At 40.9% G+C, this 14082-nt stretch carries 11 protein-coding genes; 7 read left to right on the top strand and 4 right to left on the bottom strand.

The features are described from left to right. The first annotated feature begins 23 nt into the window (after positions 1–23). The gene (locus tag ACTHN6_RS05270) at positions 24–986 is read left to right on the top strand and encodes a YitT family protein (protein WP_440434676.1); all 963 of its coding nucleotides are present in this window, start codon (positions 24–26) and stop codon (positions 984–986) included. Here the strand turns inward: ACTHN6_RS05270 and ACTHN6_RS05265 are convergent, their stop codons facing one another. Continuing rightward, positions 987–2543 carry a GH3 family domain-containing protein gene (locus ACTHN6_RS05265; protein WP_440434675.1) on the bottom strand — a complete coding sequence of 519 codons (1557 nt, stop codon included), beginning with the start codon at positions 2541–2543 and terminating at the stop codon, positions 987–989. A gap of 153 nt (positions 2544–2696) precedes the next feature. Between ACTHN6_RS05265 and ACTHN6_RS05260 the strand changes: the two genes are divergently transcribed. Both ACTHN6_RS05260 and thiL read left to right on the top strand, forming a co-directional pair. Then, entirely contained in the window at positions 2697–3428 is a 732-nt protein-coding gene (locus ACTHN6_RS05260) for an inositol monophosphatase family protein (protein ID WP_440434674.1), read from the top strand. A 66-nt stretch (positions 3429–3494) separates the two neighbouring features. Next, a complete protein-coding gene (gene thiL / locus ACTHN6_RS05255; RefSeq protein WP_440434673.1) occupies positions 3495–4523 on the top strand; it encodes a thiamine-phosphate kinase in 1029 nt (342 codons plus the stop codon). Positions 4524–4542: 19 nt separating this feature from the next. On the opposite strand, the gene ACTHN6_RS05250 is transcribed toward thiL, so the two are convergent. Beyond that, positions 4543–5763 (bottom strand): transglutaminase domain-containing protein, encoded by a 1221-nt coding sequence (locus ACTHN6_RS05250; protein WP_440434672.1) that lies wholly within the window; start codon positions 5761–5763, stop codon positions 4543–4545. A 23-nt stretch (positions 5764–5786) separates the two neighbouring features. Next, positions 5787–7427 carry a M28 family peptidase gene (locus ACTHN6_RS05245; protein ID WP_440434671.1) on the bottom strand — a complete coding sequence of 547 codons (1641 nt, stop codon included), beginning with the start codon at positions 7425–7427 and terminating at the stop codon, positions 5787–5789. A 185-nt stretch (positions 7428–7612) separates the two neighbouring features. On the opposite strand from ACTHN6_RS05245, the gene fabD reads away from it, so the two are divergent. From fabD to ACTHN6_RS05225, 4 genes are all read left to right on the top strand, one after another. After that, entirely contained in the window at positions 7613–8512 is a 900-nt protein-coding gene (fabD, locus tag ACTHN6_RS05240) for an ACP S-malonyltransferase (protein WP_440434670.1), read from the top strand. A 118-nt stretch (positions 8513–8630) separates the two neighbouring features. Next, a complete protein-coding gene (locus ACTHN6_RS05235; protein ID WP_440434669.1) occupies positions 8631–9848 on the top strand; it encodes an aminopeptidase in 1218 nt (405 codons plus the stop codon). Between the two features lie 119 nt (positions 9849–9967). Then, positions 9968–11296, top strand: coding sequence for an AGE family epimerase/isomerase (locus ACTHN6_RS05230; RefSeq protein ID WP_440434668.1), 1329 nt, complete (start codon positions 9968–9970; stop codon positions 11294–11296). Positions 11297–11473: 177 nt separating this feature from the next. Continuing rightward, on the top strand, positions 11474–12826 hold the full coding sequence (locus ACTHN6_RS05225; RefSeq protein ID WP_440434667.1) for a PQQ-dependent sugar dehydrogenase: 1353 nt from the start codon (positions 11474–11476) through the stop codon (positions 12824–12826). Between the two features lie 178 nt (positions 12827–13004). Here ACTHN6_RS05225 and ACTHN6_RS05220 read toward each other — a convergent pair whose 3' ends face one another. Next, positions 13005–14069, bottom strand: a complete 1065-nt coding sequence (locus tag ACTHN6_RS05220; protein ID WP_440434666.1) for a dipeptidase — start codon at positions 14067–14069, stop codon at positions 13005–13007. Positions 14070–14082 lie beyond the last annotated feature (13 nt).

The following is a 14082-nucleotide window of genomic DNA, read 5'->3' as shown; positions in this document are numbered from 1 at the left end:
GGTGCAACTCAAACGCTGCAAAAATGGATAAATTCTACAGGTGGCTTATCCTGTTTTATAGTTGGGAAAGCTCGTCAAAAAAGAATATTTCCGTTTTTGGACTTGCAAAAGAAAAAAAACAACTCAGGAAAAATTTAATACGCAGCATAAGAAACTGGGCGCTTATCATCTGCGGCATTTTTTCGGCAGCCTGCGGCCTGAAAAGCTTTTTATTGCCTAACCGGTTTATTGATGGCGGCGCTACCGGCATATCATTGCTTACAGCTGAAGTAACCGGCATACCGGTCTCCATTTTACTGATTGTTGTAAACATCCCTTTTGTATTGCTTGGCTACAAAACCATTGGCCGTTTTTTCGCCATAAAAACAATTATTACCATAACCATGCTTGCCATTGTGGTTGCATTTTTAAAGCTGCCTGAAATAACGCATGATGCATTGCTTGTTGCCGTATTCGGCGGCTTCTTTCTTGGTGCCGGCATTGGCCTTTCCATACGCGGCGGCGCTGTGCTGGATGGCACTGAAATACTCGCCATCTTTTTAAGTAAAAAACTTAATGTTTCCATTGGCGATATTATCATTATTATAAACGGCATCATCTTTTCTTTTGCCGCTTATTTTCTTACCATAGAAATAGCCTTGTATTCTATGATAACATATCTCGCAGCTTCCCGAACACTCAATTTTGTGATTGAAGGTATTGAAGAATACATGGGCATTACCATTATATCCGTTCATAATGAGAAAATAAAAAAGATGATAATTGATGTTATGGGCCGCGGTGTAACCATTTATAAAGGCAGCGAAGGTTTTGGTAAGAGCGGCACAAATAAAGAGCGGGATATTCTTTATACCGTTATAACACGTCTTGAGTTAAGCAAGCTCACTGCTGAAATTGATAAAATAGACAGCGAAGCTTTTATTGTAATGAACAGTGTAAAAGATACAAGGGGTGGAATGATTAAGAAAAGGCCGCTAAAGCATTAGTCAGCGTTTTACAGGTATCATTTCATTTGCAAGGAATGTTTTCCAGTCTTCCAGCATTTTGCCCTTCAATACACGCGGAAACTTATGCTGGCCGCCAATTTTGCCAAGTGAACGCATGAATTGTATAAAAGTTTTTTCAGGCAAAACATCCAGAAAAACTTCTTTTAATGCATGGCCTCTTTCTGTGGCATAATCATCGTTTAATTGTTTAAGGTAATCGTCTATTTTAAAGCGGAGTGTTTCCGCATTTACCGCATCATCGCAGGCTACATACCAATGATGGGCGAATAAATTTTCATAAGGTTCACCCACCACCGCAAATTCTGGAATGGAAATATTCATATCGCTGCTGGCAAGCTCTATGGCTTTATTCATATTTTCCACACTTAGATGCTCGCCCACCAAACTCAGGTAGTGTTTGGTTCTGCCGGTGATAACAATTTCACAGCGTTGCTTATCGGTAAAACGGATTGTATCACCCACAATATACCGCCAGGTGCCGGCGCTCGTGCTTATTATCAGCACATAATCTTTATGTTCTTCCACCTCAGAAACGGTTAAAATCTGCGGGTTTTCAACAGGGTCTCCGTTTGCATCAAAATTCTTATCGTCAAACGGAATAAATTCATGAAAAATATGCTCATTGGTCACAAGCCGCATGCCCTTTGAATTGGGCCTGTCCTGGTAGGCAAAAAAACCTTCACTGGCAAGATAGGTTTCAATATAAGTAAGCGGTTTGGCCAGCAGTTTTTCAAAGCTTTTTTTATAAGGCTGAAAACTTACGCCGCCATGTACATAAAAAGCCAGGTTGGGCCATATATCGTGTATGGTTTTAAGGTTGTACTCTGCAATAATCATTTCCATGCACATTTGTATCCAGGCAGGTACGCCTACAATAAAACCAATATCCCATTCCGGGGCTTTTTTTACAATCTCCCTCAGCTTGCGATTCCAGTTGCGCTGCCGTGCAATTTTTTTGCCCGGCTTATAAAATGGCTGAAACCAGAACGGAACTTTTTTAGCGGTAATGCCGCTAAGATCGCCGGCGTAATAACCACCGCCTTTCTGCAGAGCGGTGCTGCCGCCCAGCATAAGCCAGCCTTTACCAATTGAACGAACGGGGATATCGTTGTAATTACGCAGCGAAAGTATCTGGCGTATCATCACCACGCGGTTGCCTTTAAGCAAGTCGTTTGTTATAGGAATATACTTGCTTGCCGCTTCGCTGGTGCCGCTGCTTAAAGCATAATATTTTATCCTGCCGGGCCAGCAAACATCCGGGTAGCCCTGCAGGGAACGGTGCCACCAGGCATCATAAATTTTATTATAATTAAATAAGGGAACTTTTTGTTGAAACAGCTTAACACAGTTTTCCTGCAACCCAATTTCATCAAAACGGTATTGCTGGCCAAACTCGGTAAATCTTGCTTTGTGTAATAATTTTCGTAATACACGTTCCTGCTGCCTTTTAAAATCATTTTGCGGCAGGCCAAGTCGTGCACGAATAGTTTCAGGAAGTTTGATATCAAACAATGCCATCCAGTGGTCTTTATTCAACTTACGAAACTAAGGAAATTTTACATCAGCATAGCAATTTCATTTAGCTCTTAACTAATCAATAGGATAAACGGTTGTACAAAATAAAGTAAGATATATTTGCGCATGCTTAAACAGGTATTATTAGAGGCGGTTAAAACTGCAGCCGCAATTATGAAAGACTATTCCACCCGCAGTTTCTCCATCAGCAATAAAGAAGGCATTAATAACCTTGTAACAGAAGTGGACCATAAGTGTGAGGAAGCCATTTTTGCGATCATCAGAAAAAACTATCCTGACCATTACATTTTAAGTGAAGAATCCGGCGAGATTGCACAGGATTCAAACTACAAGTGGATAATAGATCCTATTGACGGTACCGTAAATTATGCCAATCATATACCGATATGCTGCGTAAGCATAGGCATTGAAAAAGATGGTAAAATGGAACTGGGCGCAGTTTATAACCCTTTTATTGATGAATTGTTTTTTGCAGAACGCGGCAAAGGCGCAAGCTTAAACGGGCAGCCGATACATGTGAGTAAAACGCAGCATTTAGCTAACAGCTGCCTGGTTACCGGTTTCCCCTATACTTACCTTGATATGCCAAACGGCCCGTTGGAAGTGTTTGGAAAATTTATAAGAAAAGGCGTTCCGGTAAGGCGGTTTGGCAGCGCAGCCATCGATCTTTGTTATGTTGCAGCCGGCCGTTTTGACGGGTTCTTTGAACATAAATTGAATGCCTGGGACAGTGCTGCGGGTTTTTTAATCATTGAAGAAGCAGGCGGCAAAGTAACCGATATGAAGGGAGATTATTATAATCCTTACCAGCCCGGTATTATTGCCACAAATGGTATTATACATGACGACCTATTGAGAGTAGTGCAGGGCGGGGAAGTAGAGTAATTGTAGTCTGAATGTATATCATAAATAATCAGTGTTTAATCCTGCATTCAAAAATCGTAAATAGCAATGAGTAACCGCACAGAAATATCAACGTTGGGAGAATTTGGTTTAATCAATCATCTTACAAAAAATTTTGAAATAAGTAATGCATCCACTATTGTGGGCGTGGGCGATGATGCTGCCGTAATTGATCATTATGGAAAACAAATTGTAGTTACTACCGATCTTTTAATTGAAGGTGTGCATTTTGATTTAATGTACACACCTTTAAAACATCTTGGTTATAAAAGCGTGGTTGTAAACCTGAGCGATGTGTATGCCATGAACGCAACGCCTGCGCAAATCACCGTGAGCATCGGCGTAAGCAACCGCTTCAGCCTTGAAGCGCTGAATGAATTTTATGAAGGCATTTATGCTGCCTGCGAAAAATATAATGTTGACCTGGTTGGCGGCGATACATCTTCCTCTCAGAAAGGGTTTATTATTTCTGTTACTGCGATAGGAGAGGTGGCACCTGATAAGTTTGTAAAAAGAAGCACCGCCAATAAAGGCGATTTAATTTGTGTAAGCGGCGATTTAGGCGCTGCATTTTTAGGCCTTACCTTACTGGAAAGGGAAAAAAGCATTTATCTTGAAAACCCGCAGATACAGCCCGATCTTGAAGGGGAGAGCTATATTGTTGGACGGTTTTTAAAACCCGAGGCACGAAAGGACATCATAGAATATTTCGCGGAGCAAAATATTGTACCAACCGCAATGATGGATATAAGCGATGGTTTAAGCAGTGAAATATTGCATATCAGCAACCAAAGCAATTTAGGCTGCAGGCTGCATGAAGATAAATTGCCTATTGCCGAAGAAACGCGCCTGGCTGCTTTTAAGTTTGGTTTGGACCCCACCGTTTGTGCATTGAACGGCGGTGAAGATTATGAATTGATTTTTACGGCGAAACAGGACGATTATGATAAGCTTGTTTTGAATGATAATATCAGCATAGTTGGTTACATGACTGAATTGGATGAAGGCCGCAAACTGATAAGTAAAGGTGGTAATGTTTTTGACATCACGGCGCAGGGATGGAATTCGCTGAAATAAATATTAGACGCTTATAATCCTAATTCAAAGGAATACCAAACCACGATATCTTTTTTTCATAGAACATAGACTTTCTTTTTGCTTTGGATTTGCTGAAGTATATATTCAGCCAATCCTGGTGTTCCTGTACGTGTTTGTCAAGATCAACAATTAAGGGTAAAAGTTGTGATAACAATTTATCCATTGCCGGATCGGGATTTGATATTTGTTTGATATTATTTTTCGCCTTCAAAATATTAGCATTAGTTGAATCTATCATGCCTTGTATTTCTTCATCTGTTTTTTCCGGCTTAAACTGTTTATTGCGGTATTCAATAAATCCATTAAAATCCTTCACCGCACCATTAAAATATGCAACTGCATCGTTATAAAGCGTTGCAAGCATTGCCTGCCGTTTATTTTCTTTATCTATCTTATCGTTTTCTATGTCCAGCTTAATATGCCGAAGCCTGTCGAATATCATTGAATTCTTTACGCCGTTTTTTTCAATCCTGCCTGCCTCTGCGGCTAATTGTTCAATGTGGTTTTGCTGTTCAAACAGAGCAATAGAATCGGCATAATTAAAAAAAGGCTTCGTTGTATTTTGTATTGTCTTGCCTTCGTAAAACTCCTGGTTGGTTACCGGGTAATTAAGACATTGCCAGAGATAATCGAAAGGCATGTGTGATTTAATCAAGAAAGAAGGATCAGCTCCAAAATACTTATTATCAATTCGTTTATAAAACTTCGAATTCATAATGCAACCAGATCCCCAGGTGGGATCGAATAAAGACCAGGCAGTATCAATGTAGGCAGCACACCATACATGCGGAATATAATCGGTGAAGCCATTTTGCTTTGTATAGCCCGGAACCATGAAAGATTTTATATTGCATTTTGCACATATATCACTAAACAAGGCTGCATAGTTTTCGCAAATGCCTTTTCTCGTTTTTAATGGCTTATTTATTTTTTCTTCTACCGGTTCATAAAAGTTCAGGGCAAACATATTGTCAACATCATATTGAATATTGGATGCTACCCAAATAAATGCAGCCCTTGCTTTTTCTTTATCAGTTGCAAAATTTGAATTGATATAACCCGCAATGCCGGCTGTAGTTGCAGTTAATGAATCGGGTATCTGCAAAGTTTTTGCATCTATTGTCGCATATTCATTTACACTTGTTTTCTGTGCATGTGAAATTTGAATAAACAATAAAAGAAAAACCAATAGACTCAGTTGTTTTATAGAGGGCTTCATGTGGTTGAATAAACTATTAAGAATTAAAACTGTACCTCAAAATTCATTTCCTTATCATCTCTTGAAATTACCAATGTTGTTTTATCGCCTTTTTTAAAATGTTGTAAAGCCTGCATATAGGTTTGTACATCCACAAATTTAAAATCACCTAACTGCAATAAAACATCACCGGGTTTAAGGCCGATTTTTTCCGCCGTTTTGCCTTTGCTTACGCCATCAATCCGCATACCGGTGCCGGTATAACCATAATCGGGCATTACGCCTAAAGTTACGGGCAGGCTCACACTGCGCATTTCTGCATCCTTTGTTTTAAGAAATGAAAGCTTGCCTTTATCGTTGGCTGCATTAATAATGTTTACGATGTAATCAACTATTTCTGTTTCGTCTTTATAATTTATTTTATCTGCATCATCTGTGGCTTTATGATAATCAGGATGGCTATTGGTAAAAAAGAATAATACCGGCACGCTGTCGCGGTAAAATGCAGCATGATCGCTTGGCCCGCTGCCGCTGCTGTCGAATTTTATTTCGAGATTGGGATCGGTAGTCTTTTGAAAAATTTCTCCCCATGCCGGTGAAGTGCCATAACCGCCAATGGTGAGTTTACGGTCGGCCGCATACCTTCCCACCATATCAAGGTTGATCATGTAATTCAGGTTCACGTTGGCCGTTGGATGCTGCAGCCAGTATTTGGAGCCAAGCAGTCCCAATTCTTCACCCGAAAAAGCCATGAATAAATAATTATTATTCCTTGCTTTTGTATTGTATAGAATCCTTGCCAGTTCAAGCATAGCCGCAGTGCCGCTTGCATTATCATCGGCGCCGTTATGTATCTGCCCGGCGCCATCCAGGCTGTTACCATCTTCACCATAACCCAAATGGTCGTAGTGTGCGCCAATTACAACAGTTGTGGGCGCATTAAAATTAATATAGCCAATCACGTTATGCGCTTTGCGGTTATCTGCCTGCAGGTGCACATTCAAATCAATATCATAAATGCCGGTAAGGTCAGCAAAATGTTTCTGCAGGCCTTGTTGTGTTATATAAATAACGGGAATAGTAACGGCTGCCGTTGTATCGAATTTATTAAACAGGATATTATCGGCCTGTGTTGAACTGTTATAAACAATAAGCGCTGTTGCGCCTTTTTTGGCATCCGTTTCTGCTTCCTCTCTTAATAAACTGCTGATGTCAAAATGCGGATTGCCTTTGTTATCTTCCAATACATCAGATACATTCCAGAACCAGATTTGTTCCTTTTCACGCAACATGGGAGAAATACTGCCTTTAGCACCGGCATTTGCTGAAAAAGATAAAGGGTAATAGTCTGTTTTTGCTTCAAGTTTTTCACCATTCACAGAAAAATAATTGTCCGGCGAATTGAAAGAATTGCCTTCGCTTATTTCAAACGCCTGTATAAAACCATTGTCGCCTTTAGGTGCAAGCTTATATTTCTCAAACATGTTGCTGATGTACTGCATGGCAAGGTTTTCGCCAGCACTGCCCGCCCTTCTGCCTTCAAGCTTATCGCTGGCGAGATAATCAATATGCGATTGAAGGTTGGCCGTGATTATTTTATCTGCTTTTGCCTTGGCTCTTTTAGACTGTGCATTTATTGCAGTTACAACCGGTAATATTAAGAGTATCAGTATAAGCTTTTTCATTTTTCCTGCTGATTACCGCAAATGTAAGTGAGAGATTTTATAAAAGGATTGTAGGTTTTGGTTTAAGTAATTTAATAAATATTTTACGCGGAATATTCATTTGTATTTACTTTAAAAGATACCGGTACCGTTTCATCACCGGCCTAATAACAGAAGCCTTATTTTTGTTGCCCTAAATTTATAATATGGGTAAACACGCTTACATATTTCCGGGCCAGGGCTCGCAGTTCAGTGGAATGGGAAAAGTTTTATATGACAGCAATGCGCAGGCAAAGGAATTATTTGAACGGGCAAACGATATTCTGGGCTTCCGCATAAGCGACATCATGTTTGGCGGCACAGATGAAGAGTTAAGGCAAACAAAGGTTACGCAGCCTGCTGTTTTTTTGCATTCTGTAATTGCATTTAAAACATTAAACGATGTGAAACCTGATATGGTAGCCGGCCATTCGCTTGGCGAATTTTCGGCGCTGGTTGCCAATAATGTTTTAAGTTTTGAAGATGCGCTGAAGCTGGTAAGCATACGTGCGCAGGCCATGCAGAAAGCCTGTGAGATAAACCCTTCAACCATGGCGGCTGTATTAGCTTTGGCAGATGATAAGGTGGAAGAAATTTGCGCTGCTGTTACAAAAGAATTAGATCACGACCAGGTGGTGGTGGCGGCTAATTATAACTGCCCCGGCCAACTGGTAATAAGCGGTTCAACCGAAGCCGTTGACCTGGCCTGCATGAGAATGAAAGAAGCAGGCGCAAAACGTGCGTTGCTGCTGCCTGTTGGCGGCGCTTTTCATTCGCCTTTGATGGAGCCCGCTAAAGCAGAACTGGCGGCTGCTATTGAATCAACAACCTTTAATACAGCAAGCTGCCCTGTTTATCAAAATGTGGTTGCTGTTGCTGTAACAGACCCGTCAACCATAAAAACAAATTTAATTGCACAGTTAACGGGCGCAGTGCGCTGGACGCAAAGTGTGCAGGCAATGATTGCGGATGGCGCTGCGGAATTTACCGAAGTTGGTCCCGGCAAAGTGCTGCAGGGATTGGTAAATAAAATTGACAAAAGTGTTGTTACGAATGGAGTAAACTGAACGTGAAACGTGAATCGTCAAACGTAAAAGCTTAAGGGTTTTAAGCGATGAATTAAGTTTATAACACATATTGGTTAGATCAATCCTCATCATTTTCGTTTCACTTCAAACAAAAAACATGTTTATACCCAACGATACTTTATTAAAGAAATATGCACAGGTAATGGTTTTATATGCCCTCAACAATGGGCAGGGCATTAAAAAAGGAGATACTGTTTTTTTGGTGGGACAGGAGTGCAGCAAACCGCTTTATCTTGCTATTGCCGGAGAAATATATGCAGCAGGTGGCAATATCATTACCTATTATCAGCCTGATGATATCCGTGGTCAAAGCATGCCCCGCCTGCTGCTTGAAACAGGCAGCGATGAGCAAATTGGTTTCTTCGCAAAGCCTTACTGGCAGGGCGCAGTGGACGCAGTGGATCATATTCTTTTTATAATTGCAGAGCCGGATATTCATGCATTTGAAGGATTGCCTTCTTCAAAAATAAGCCGCATGAACAGTGCAAGGGCGCCATATATGGCCATGCGTGAAAAGAAAGAACAGGCTGGTAAATTATCATGGACGCTTTGTTTATATGGCACGCAATCTATGGCCGACGAAGCCGGACTTTTACTGGAAGATTATTGGGAACAGATAATTGAAGCCTGTTATTTAAGAGATGATAACCCTGTGCAAAAATGGAGGCAGGTGCAGCAGGAAATTGAAACGATAAAAGACAAATTAGACGCCCTGCCAATTGAGAAACTGTTTATAAAAGGTGAGGCCGTTGATTTAACGATAAAGATTGGTGACAACCGTAAATGGTTAAGCGGCGGTGGCAAAAACATTCCAAGCTTTGAAATATTTACTTCGCCCGACTGGCGCGGAACCGAAGGGTTTATAAGGTTTAACCAACCACTCTATTATTCAGGAAAACGTATTGCAGGCGTTTCATTAAAATTTAAAGCGGGCGTTGTTGTTGAATCTTCGGCTACGGAAAATGAAGATGCCTTAAAAGAAATGATTGCGCAGGAAAATGCTGATAAAGTGGGCGAATTTTCATTAACAGATAAACGTCATTCCCGCATTACAAAATTTATGGCCACTACATTGTTTGATGAAAATATGGGCGGCGAATATGGCAACACGCATATTGCATTGGGTAATGCTTATAAAGACACTTATCCCGGCGATATGATGAAAATTTCTGAAGAGGAGTGGGCGGCTATGGGCTATAATTCCTGCCCCAAAGTGCATACAGATATTATAAGTACGGATAACAGGACCGTAACCGCTTTATTAAAAGATGGTGCGGAAAAAATAATTTATAAAGATGGAGAGTTTGTGATTTAGTTTAAATAACATCCGGGCCAGAGACTTGCTGTGTGCATACACATAACTACACAGTTTAATCAAGAACATGTTTGTGCTTTAATAAAAAAATATTGTTGTTTGATTTAAAACTTAAACAAATGCTATTACGATCATTCATTTTTGTTTCGTTGCTGCCGGCAGTATCTTCTGCTCAAACAACTAACCTTGATACCATCGCAGCGCAAATGCAGTATGCCGCCAGGCAAGGTTTGCTCGATAAATATTATCCGCAAAATACAGATACTTTATACGGCGGCTACCTCAGCACTTTCACATACGATTTTAAGGCTGCCGGCACACAGGATAAAATGATCGTAACGCAGGCAAGGCATATCTGGTCAACAGCAAAGGCGGCTATGTTTTATAAGGATACAACTTATATTTCAATGTCGCGTCATGGATTTTATTTCCTGCGTGATAAAATGTGGGATGCAACTTATGGCGGTTTTTATAATCTCGTTACAAGAGACGGCACACCCAAAAGCACCATTAAAGAAGCTTATGGCAACGCATTTGCCATTTACGGGTTAAGTGCTTATTATGAATGTTCGCATGATACCGCTGCTTTAAATCTTGCAAAGGCAGGTTTTAAATGGCTTGAAAAAAACAGCCATGATTCAATTTATAAAGGCTATTATCAACATTTAAACAGGGAGGGTTCCCGTGTAAAAAGAACGGTTGATGTGCAAAGCACTTCTGATGTTGGCTATAAAGATCAAAACAGTTCTATTCATCTGCTTGAAGCATTTACTGAGTTGTATAAAGTTTGGCCTGACAGCCTCGTAAGAACAAGGCTGGAAGAAATGCTGCGGCTGATAAGGGATAAGATTGTAACAGATAAGGGTTACCTGCAATTATTTTTTACATACGACTGGAAACCTGTTACGTTCCTCGATTCATCGGAGCAATCTATCCTGAAACATAAATTCCTTGATCATGTTTCATTCGGGCATGATGTGGAAACCGCTTATTTAATGCAGGAAGCTTCAGAGATTTTATATGGCAAGGCTGATGATAAAACACTTGCAATTGGCAAGAAAATGGTGGATCATGCACTAAACAATGGATGGGATAGTTCGCTTGGTGGTTTTTATGATGAAGGATATTATTTCAAGGATAAACCGGGCTGTACCATCATCAACAAAAGCAAGAACTGGTGGGCGCAGGCAGAAGCGCTGAATACATTGCAACTGTTTTCATACATGTATCCAAAAGATGCAATGCAATACAGGCAAAAGTTTTTTAAGGAATGGCAGTATGCGCAAACTTATTTAATAGACCATGAACATGGTGACTGGTATGAAGAAGGGCTGGATAATGAGCCGCAACGTAAAACAGCATTAAAAGCGCATATCTGGAAAGGCACTTATCATGTTTTCCGTGCGTTGATGAATTGTATTAACAGGGTTGAAAGTAATGCGCATTAAAACTATTTTGTTTGATTATTTTTTTGAATCGCGCAGACTCAAAGAAGATGAAGAAGCACGAAGTTCACTTACTGGTAAACAATTTATAATCCTCTCAATTTTTACATGCGTTGAATTATTGCTAAGTTTATGCCGGCTTAGCGTTGCTGTATAATCATAATCTATAACATATCATACATGAAATTCACATCAATCTTTCGTTTTGCATGTACAGCTTTTATGCTTGTGCTTATTGCATCCTGTAATACCAATACCAAAGAAGAAGCTTCTTCATTAAACGATGGCGGCCTTACATTGCCGGCAGGATTTTCTTCCAATATAGTTGCCGATTCTCTTGGCCGTGCAAGGCACCTTATTGTAACGCCGCAAAATGATATTTATGTGCGGCTTGCGCAGCCGGTAAAAGGCGTTGGCACTTTATTATTGCATGAGGAGGGTGGCAAAGGAAAACTGCTGTATGGCTTTGGGGATTTCGGTGGCACGGGTGTTCAGATACATGATGGTTATTTATATACCGCTTCCAACACGGAAATATTCCGTTATAAGCTGGATGCAGATAATCATGTAACCGATACGGCAAAACCGGAACGTATTGTAACGGGTTTAATCGACAGGAATCAGCATGCAACCAAGTCTATTATGTTTGACGATAAAGGCAATATGTTTATACCTGTTGGCTGCCCGTCCAATTCCTGCCAGGAAAACGACAGAACGCCCGGTTCCATGGGTATGCCGGGATGCCCTTTACTTGATTCAGCAGGTGGCGTATGGATGTTCAGCGCTGATAAAAAAGACCAGCAATACGGCGATGGCGTTCGTTATGCAACAGGCCTGCGCAATGTGGTTGCCATAGCATGGAATGATGCGGCTAAAAAGTTATTTGTAATGCAGCATGGCCGCGACCAGCTCAGCACTTTATTCCCCAAATATTTTAATGACAAACAAAGTGCGCAGTTGCCGGCTGAATGCATGTATGCTTTAAACAATGGAGATAATGCAGGCTGGCCTTATATTTATTATGATCCTTTCAAAAAGAAAAAAATATTAATGCCGGAATATGGCGGAGATGGCGAAAAAACATTAGACAGTAATTTTATTGACCCGGTCGCTGCCTATCCCGCACACCTTGCACCCGATGGCCTGTTGTTTTATACCGGAGATATGTTTCCTGAAAAATATAAAAATGGCGCCTTCATTGCTTTTCATGGTTCATGGAACCGTTCGCCGGAGCCACAGGCAGGTTTCTTTGTAGTGTTCCAGCCCTTTAAAAACGGTGTGCCGGATGGAGACTGGGAAGTATTTGCAGATGGCTTTTCCGGCGGCGCCGACAGTACAGCAAGCGGCCGTGCGGTTCATCGTCCATGCGGTTTGGCGCAAGGCCCGGATGGCGCTTTATATGTAAGCGATGACAATAAAGGCACTATCTTCAGGATAACCTACAATAAGAACGATCTTGAACGTGATAAGAATAAACCGTCACCAAATAATTTCAGGGACACGCCTGTTACAGCCATGAATGAAAATAAATAATGGCCTCGCTTATAGTTTTCTGAATTAAATGTTTTGATTGTCGCACAGAGAACACAGGGTCAAAAGCGATATTATTATTGCTCAGCCGGCTCTCTTACTCTGTGCGGCACAATTTTACCACCGCTAAAGTTGTAACAAGTAGCATACTGCGATAATCTGTTATTTGTGAAATACATTATTAACCCCACGCTTTACGCAAAAACCTAAGCCAGTTGCCATGCATGATATTTTCAATATCAGGATTTGAATAACCACGTTGCAATAACAAAGAAGGAATTTTATCAAGATCTGCAATTGTTTCAAGGTCATAAGGACATTGCTCTTTGCCAAAAGCACCATCCAAATCGCTGCCAATACCAACATGCAAAGCATTACCTGCCAACTGGCAAATATGATCGATATTATCAATTACCTTCTCCATATTGCAATGGGTTGATTGAGGTGTTGATATGCCCCGCTTCCATCCTGGCACCAGCATCCAGGCATCAAACGCACCACCAATAACAGCACCACGTTCAATTAAGACTTTTATCTGTTCATCGCTGTATTGACGGTTATGGTTCACGAATTTTCTGCAATTATTATGACTTGCCCACACATGCCCGTGAAATAAATTCATGGCATCCCAAAATGCATCATCACATAAATGTGTTGTATCCAAAATAATATTTAATCGTTCCATTTCTTTCAGCAAGGTTTTCCCATCTTCATTCAAATGGCCGGTTGCGTCCGTGCCATTGGCATAACGGCCGGGTCCATAATGTGCCGGCCCGATAGCACGTAATCCATAATTATATGCACGCTCTATATAACTTATATCAACCAGTGAATCTGCACCTTCCAGGCTTAAAATATAACCAACGGGTTTTTGTTTATCATCATTCATCCATGCATCAATATGTTCATTTAATGCATTAACCGTTGTTATCATTTTCATTTCGCCGCATTCTTCCATGCTTTTATACCATGCAAGCTGGGCCTGTGTTTGCGCCCATGCCTGCTGCGGTGAATGCCATCCGGGTAAAGGGTTTCCAGTCGCCACATACCTGGCAATTTGTGTGGCGACAACTAAACCAATATTTCCTTTTCGCAATTCAGGAAAGGCAACGGTTCCTTTTGCCCTGTCGGGCTTATCGTTTAAACCAGCTTCACTTTCCCGCAGTTCAAAAACAGTTTTGCGCAGGTCGCGGTTCCATTCCATGGCATTCATGCTAAGGTCTAAATGTGCATCTATTGTAAACATGGTCTGAACCTGG

Origin of the sequence: Parafilimonas sp. (assembly GCF_051953455.1) — a bacterium.
In the GTDB taxonomy this organism is placed as follows: Bacteria; Bacteroidota; Bacteroidia; order Chitinophagales; family Chitinophagaceae; genus Parafilimonas.
This window is presented reverse-complemented; position numbering and strand designations above follow the sequence as displayed.

Bases quoted from the DNA above. Each gene is read 5' to 3' on its own strand.
- ACTHN6_RS05225 (WP_440434667.1), top strand. From the start codon at position 11,474: ATGAAATTCACATCAATCTTTCGTTTTGCATGTACAGCTTTTATGCTT.
- ACTHN6_RS05230 (WP_440434668.1), top strand. From the start codon at position 9,968: ATGCTATTACGATCATTCATTTTTGTTTCGTTGCTGCCGGCAGTATCT.
- ACTHN6_RS05220 (WP_440434666.1), bottom strand. From the start codon at position 14,069: ATGTTTACAATAGATGCACATTTAGACCTTAGCATGAATGCCATGGAA.
- ACTHN6_RS05245 (WP_440434671.1), bottom strand. From the start codon at position 7,427: ATGAAAAAGCTTATACTGATACTCTTAATATTACCGGTTGTAACTGCA.
- ACTHN6_RS05260 (WP_440434674.1), top strand. From the start codon at position 2,697: ATGAAAGACTATTCCACCCGCAGTTTCTCCATCAGCAATAAAGAAGGC.
- ACTHN6_RS05270 (WP_440434676.1), top strand. From the start codon at position 24: ATGGATAAATTCTACAGGTGGCTTATCCTGTTTTATAGTTGGGAAAGC.
- ACTHN6_RS05235 (WP_440434669.1), top strand. From the start codon at position 8,631: ATGTTTATACCCAACGATACTTTATTAAAGAAATATGCACAGGTAATG.
- ACTHN6_RS05250 (WP_440434672.1), bottom strand. From the start codon at position 5,763: ATGAAGCCCTCTATAAAACAACTGAGTCTATTGGTTTTTCTTTTATTG.
- thiL (WP_440434673.1), top strand. From the start codon at position 3,495: ATGAGTAACCGCACAGAAATATCAACGTTGGGAGAATTTGGTTTAATC.
- fabD (WP_440434670.1), top strand. From the start codon at position 7,613: ATGGGTAAACACGCTTACATATTTCCGGGCCAGGGCTCGCAGTTCAGT.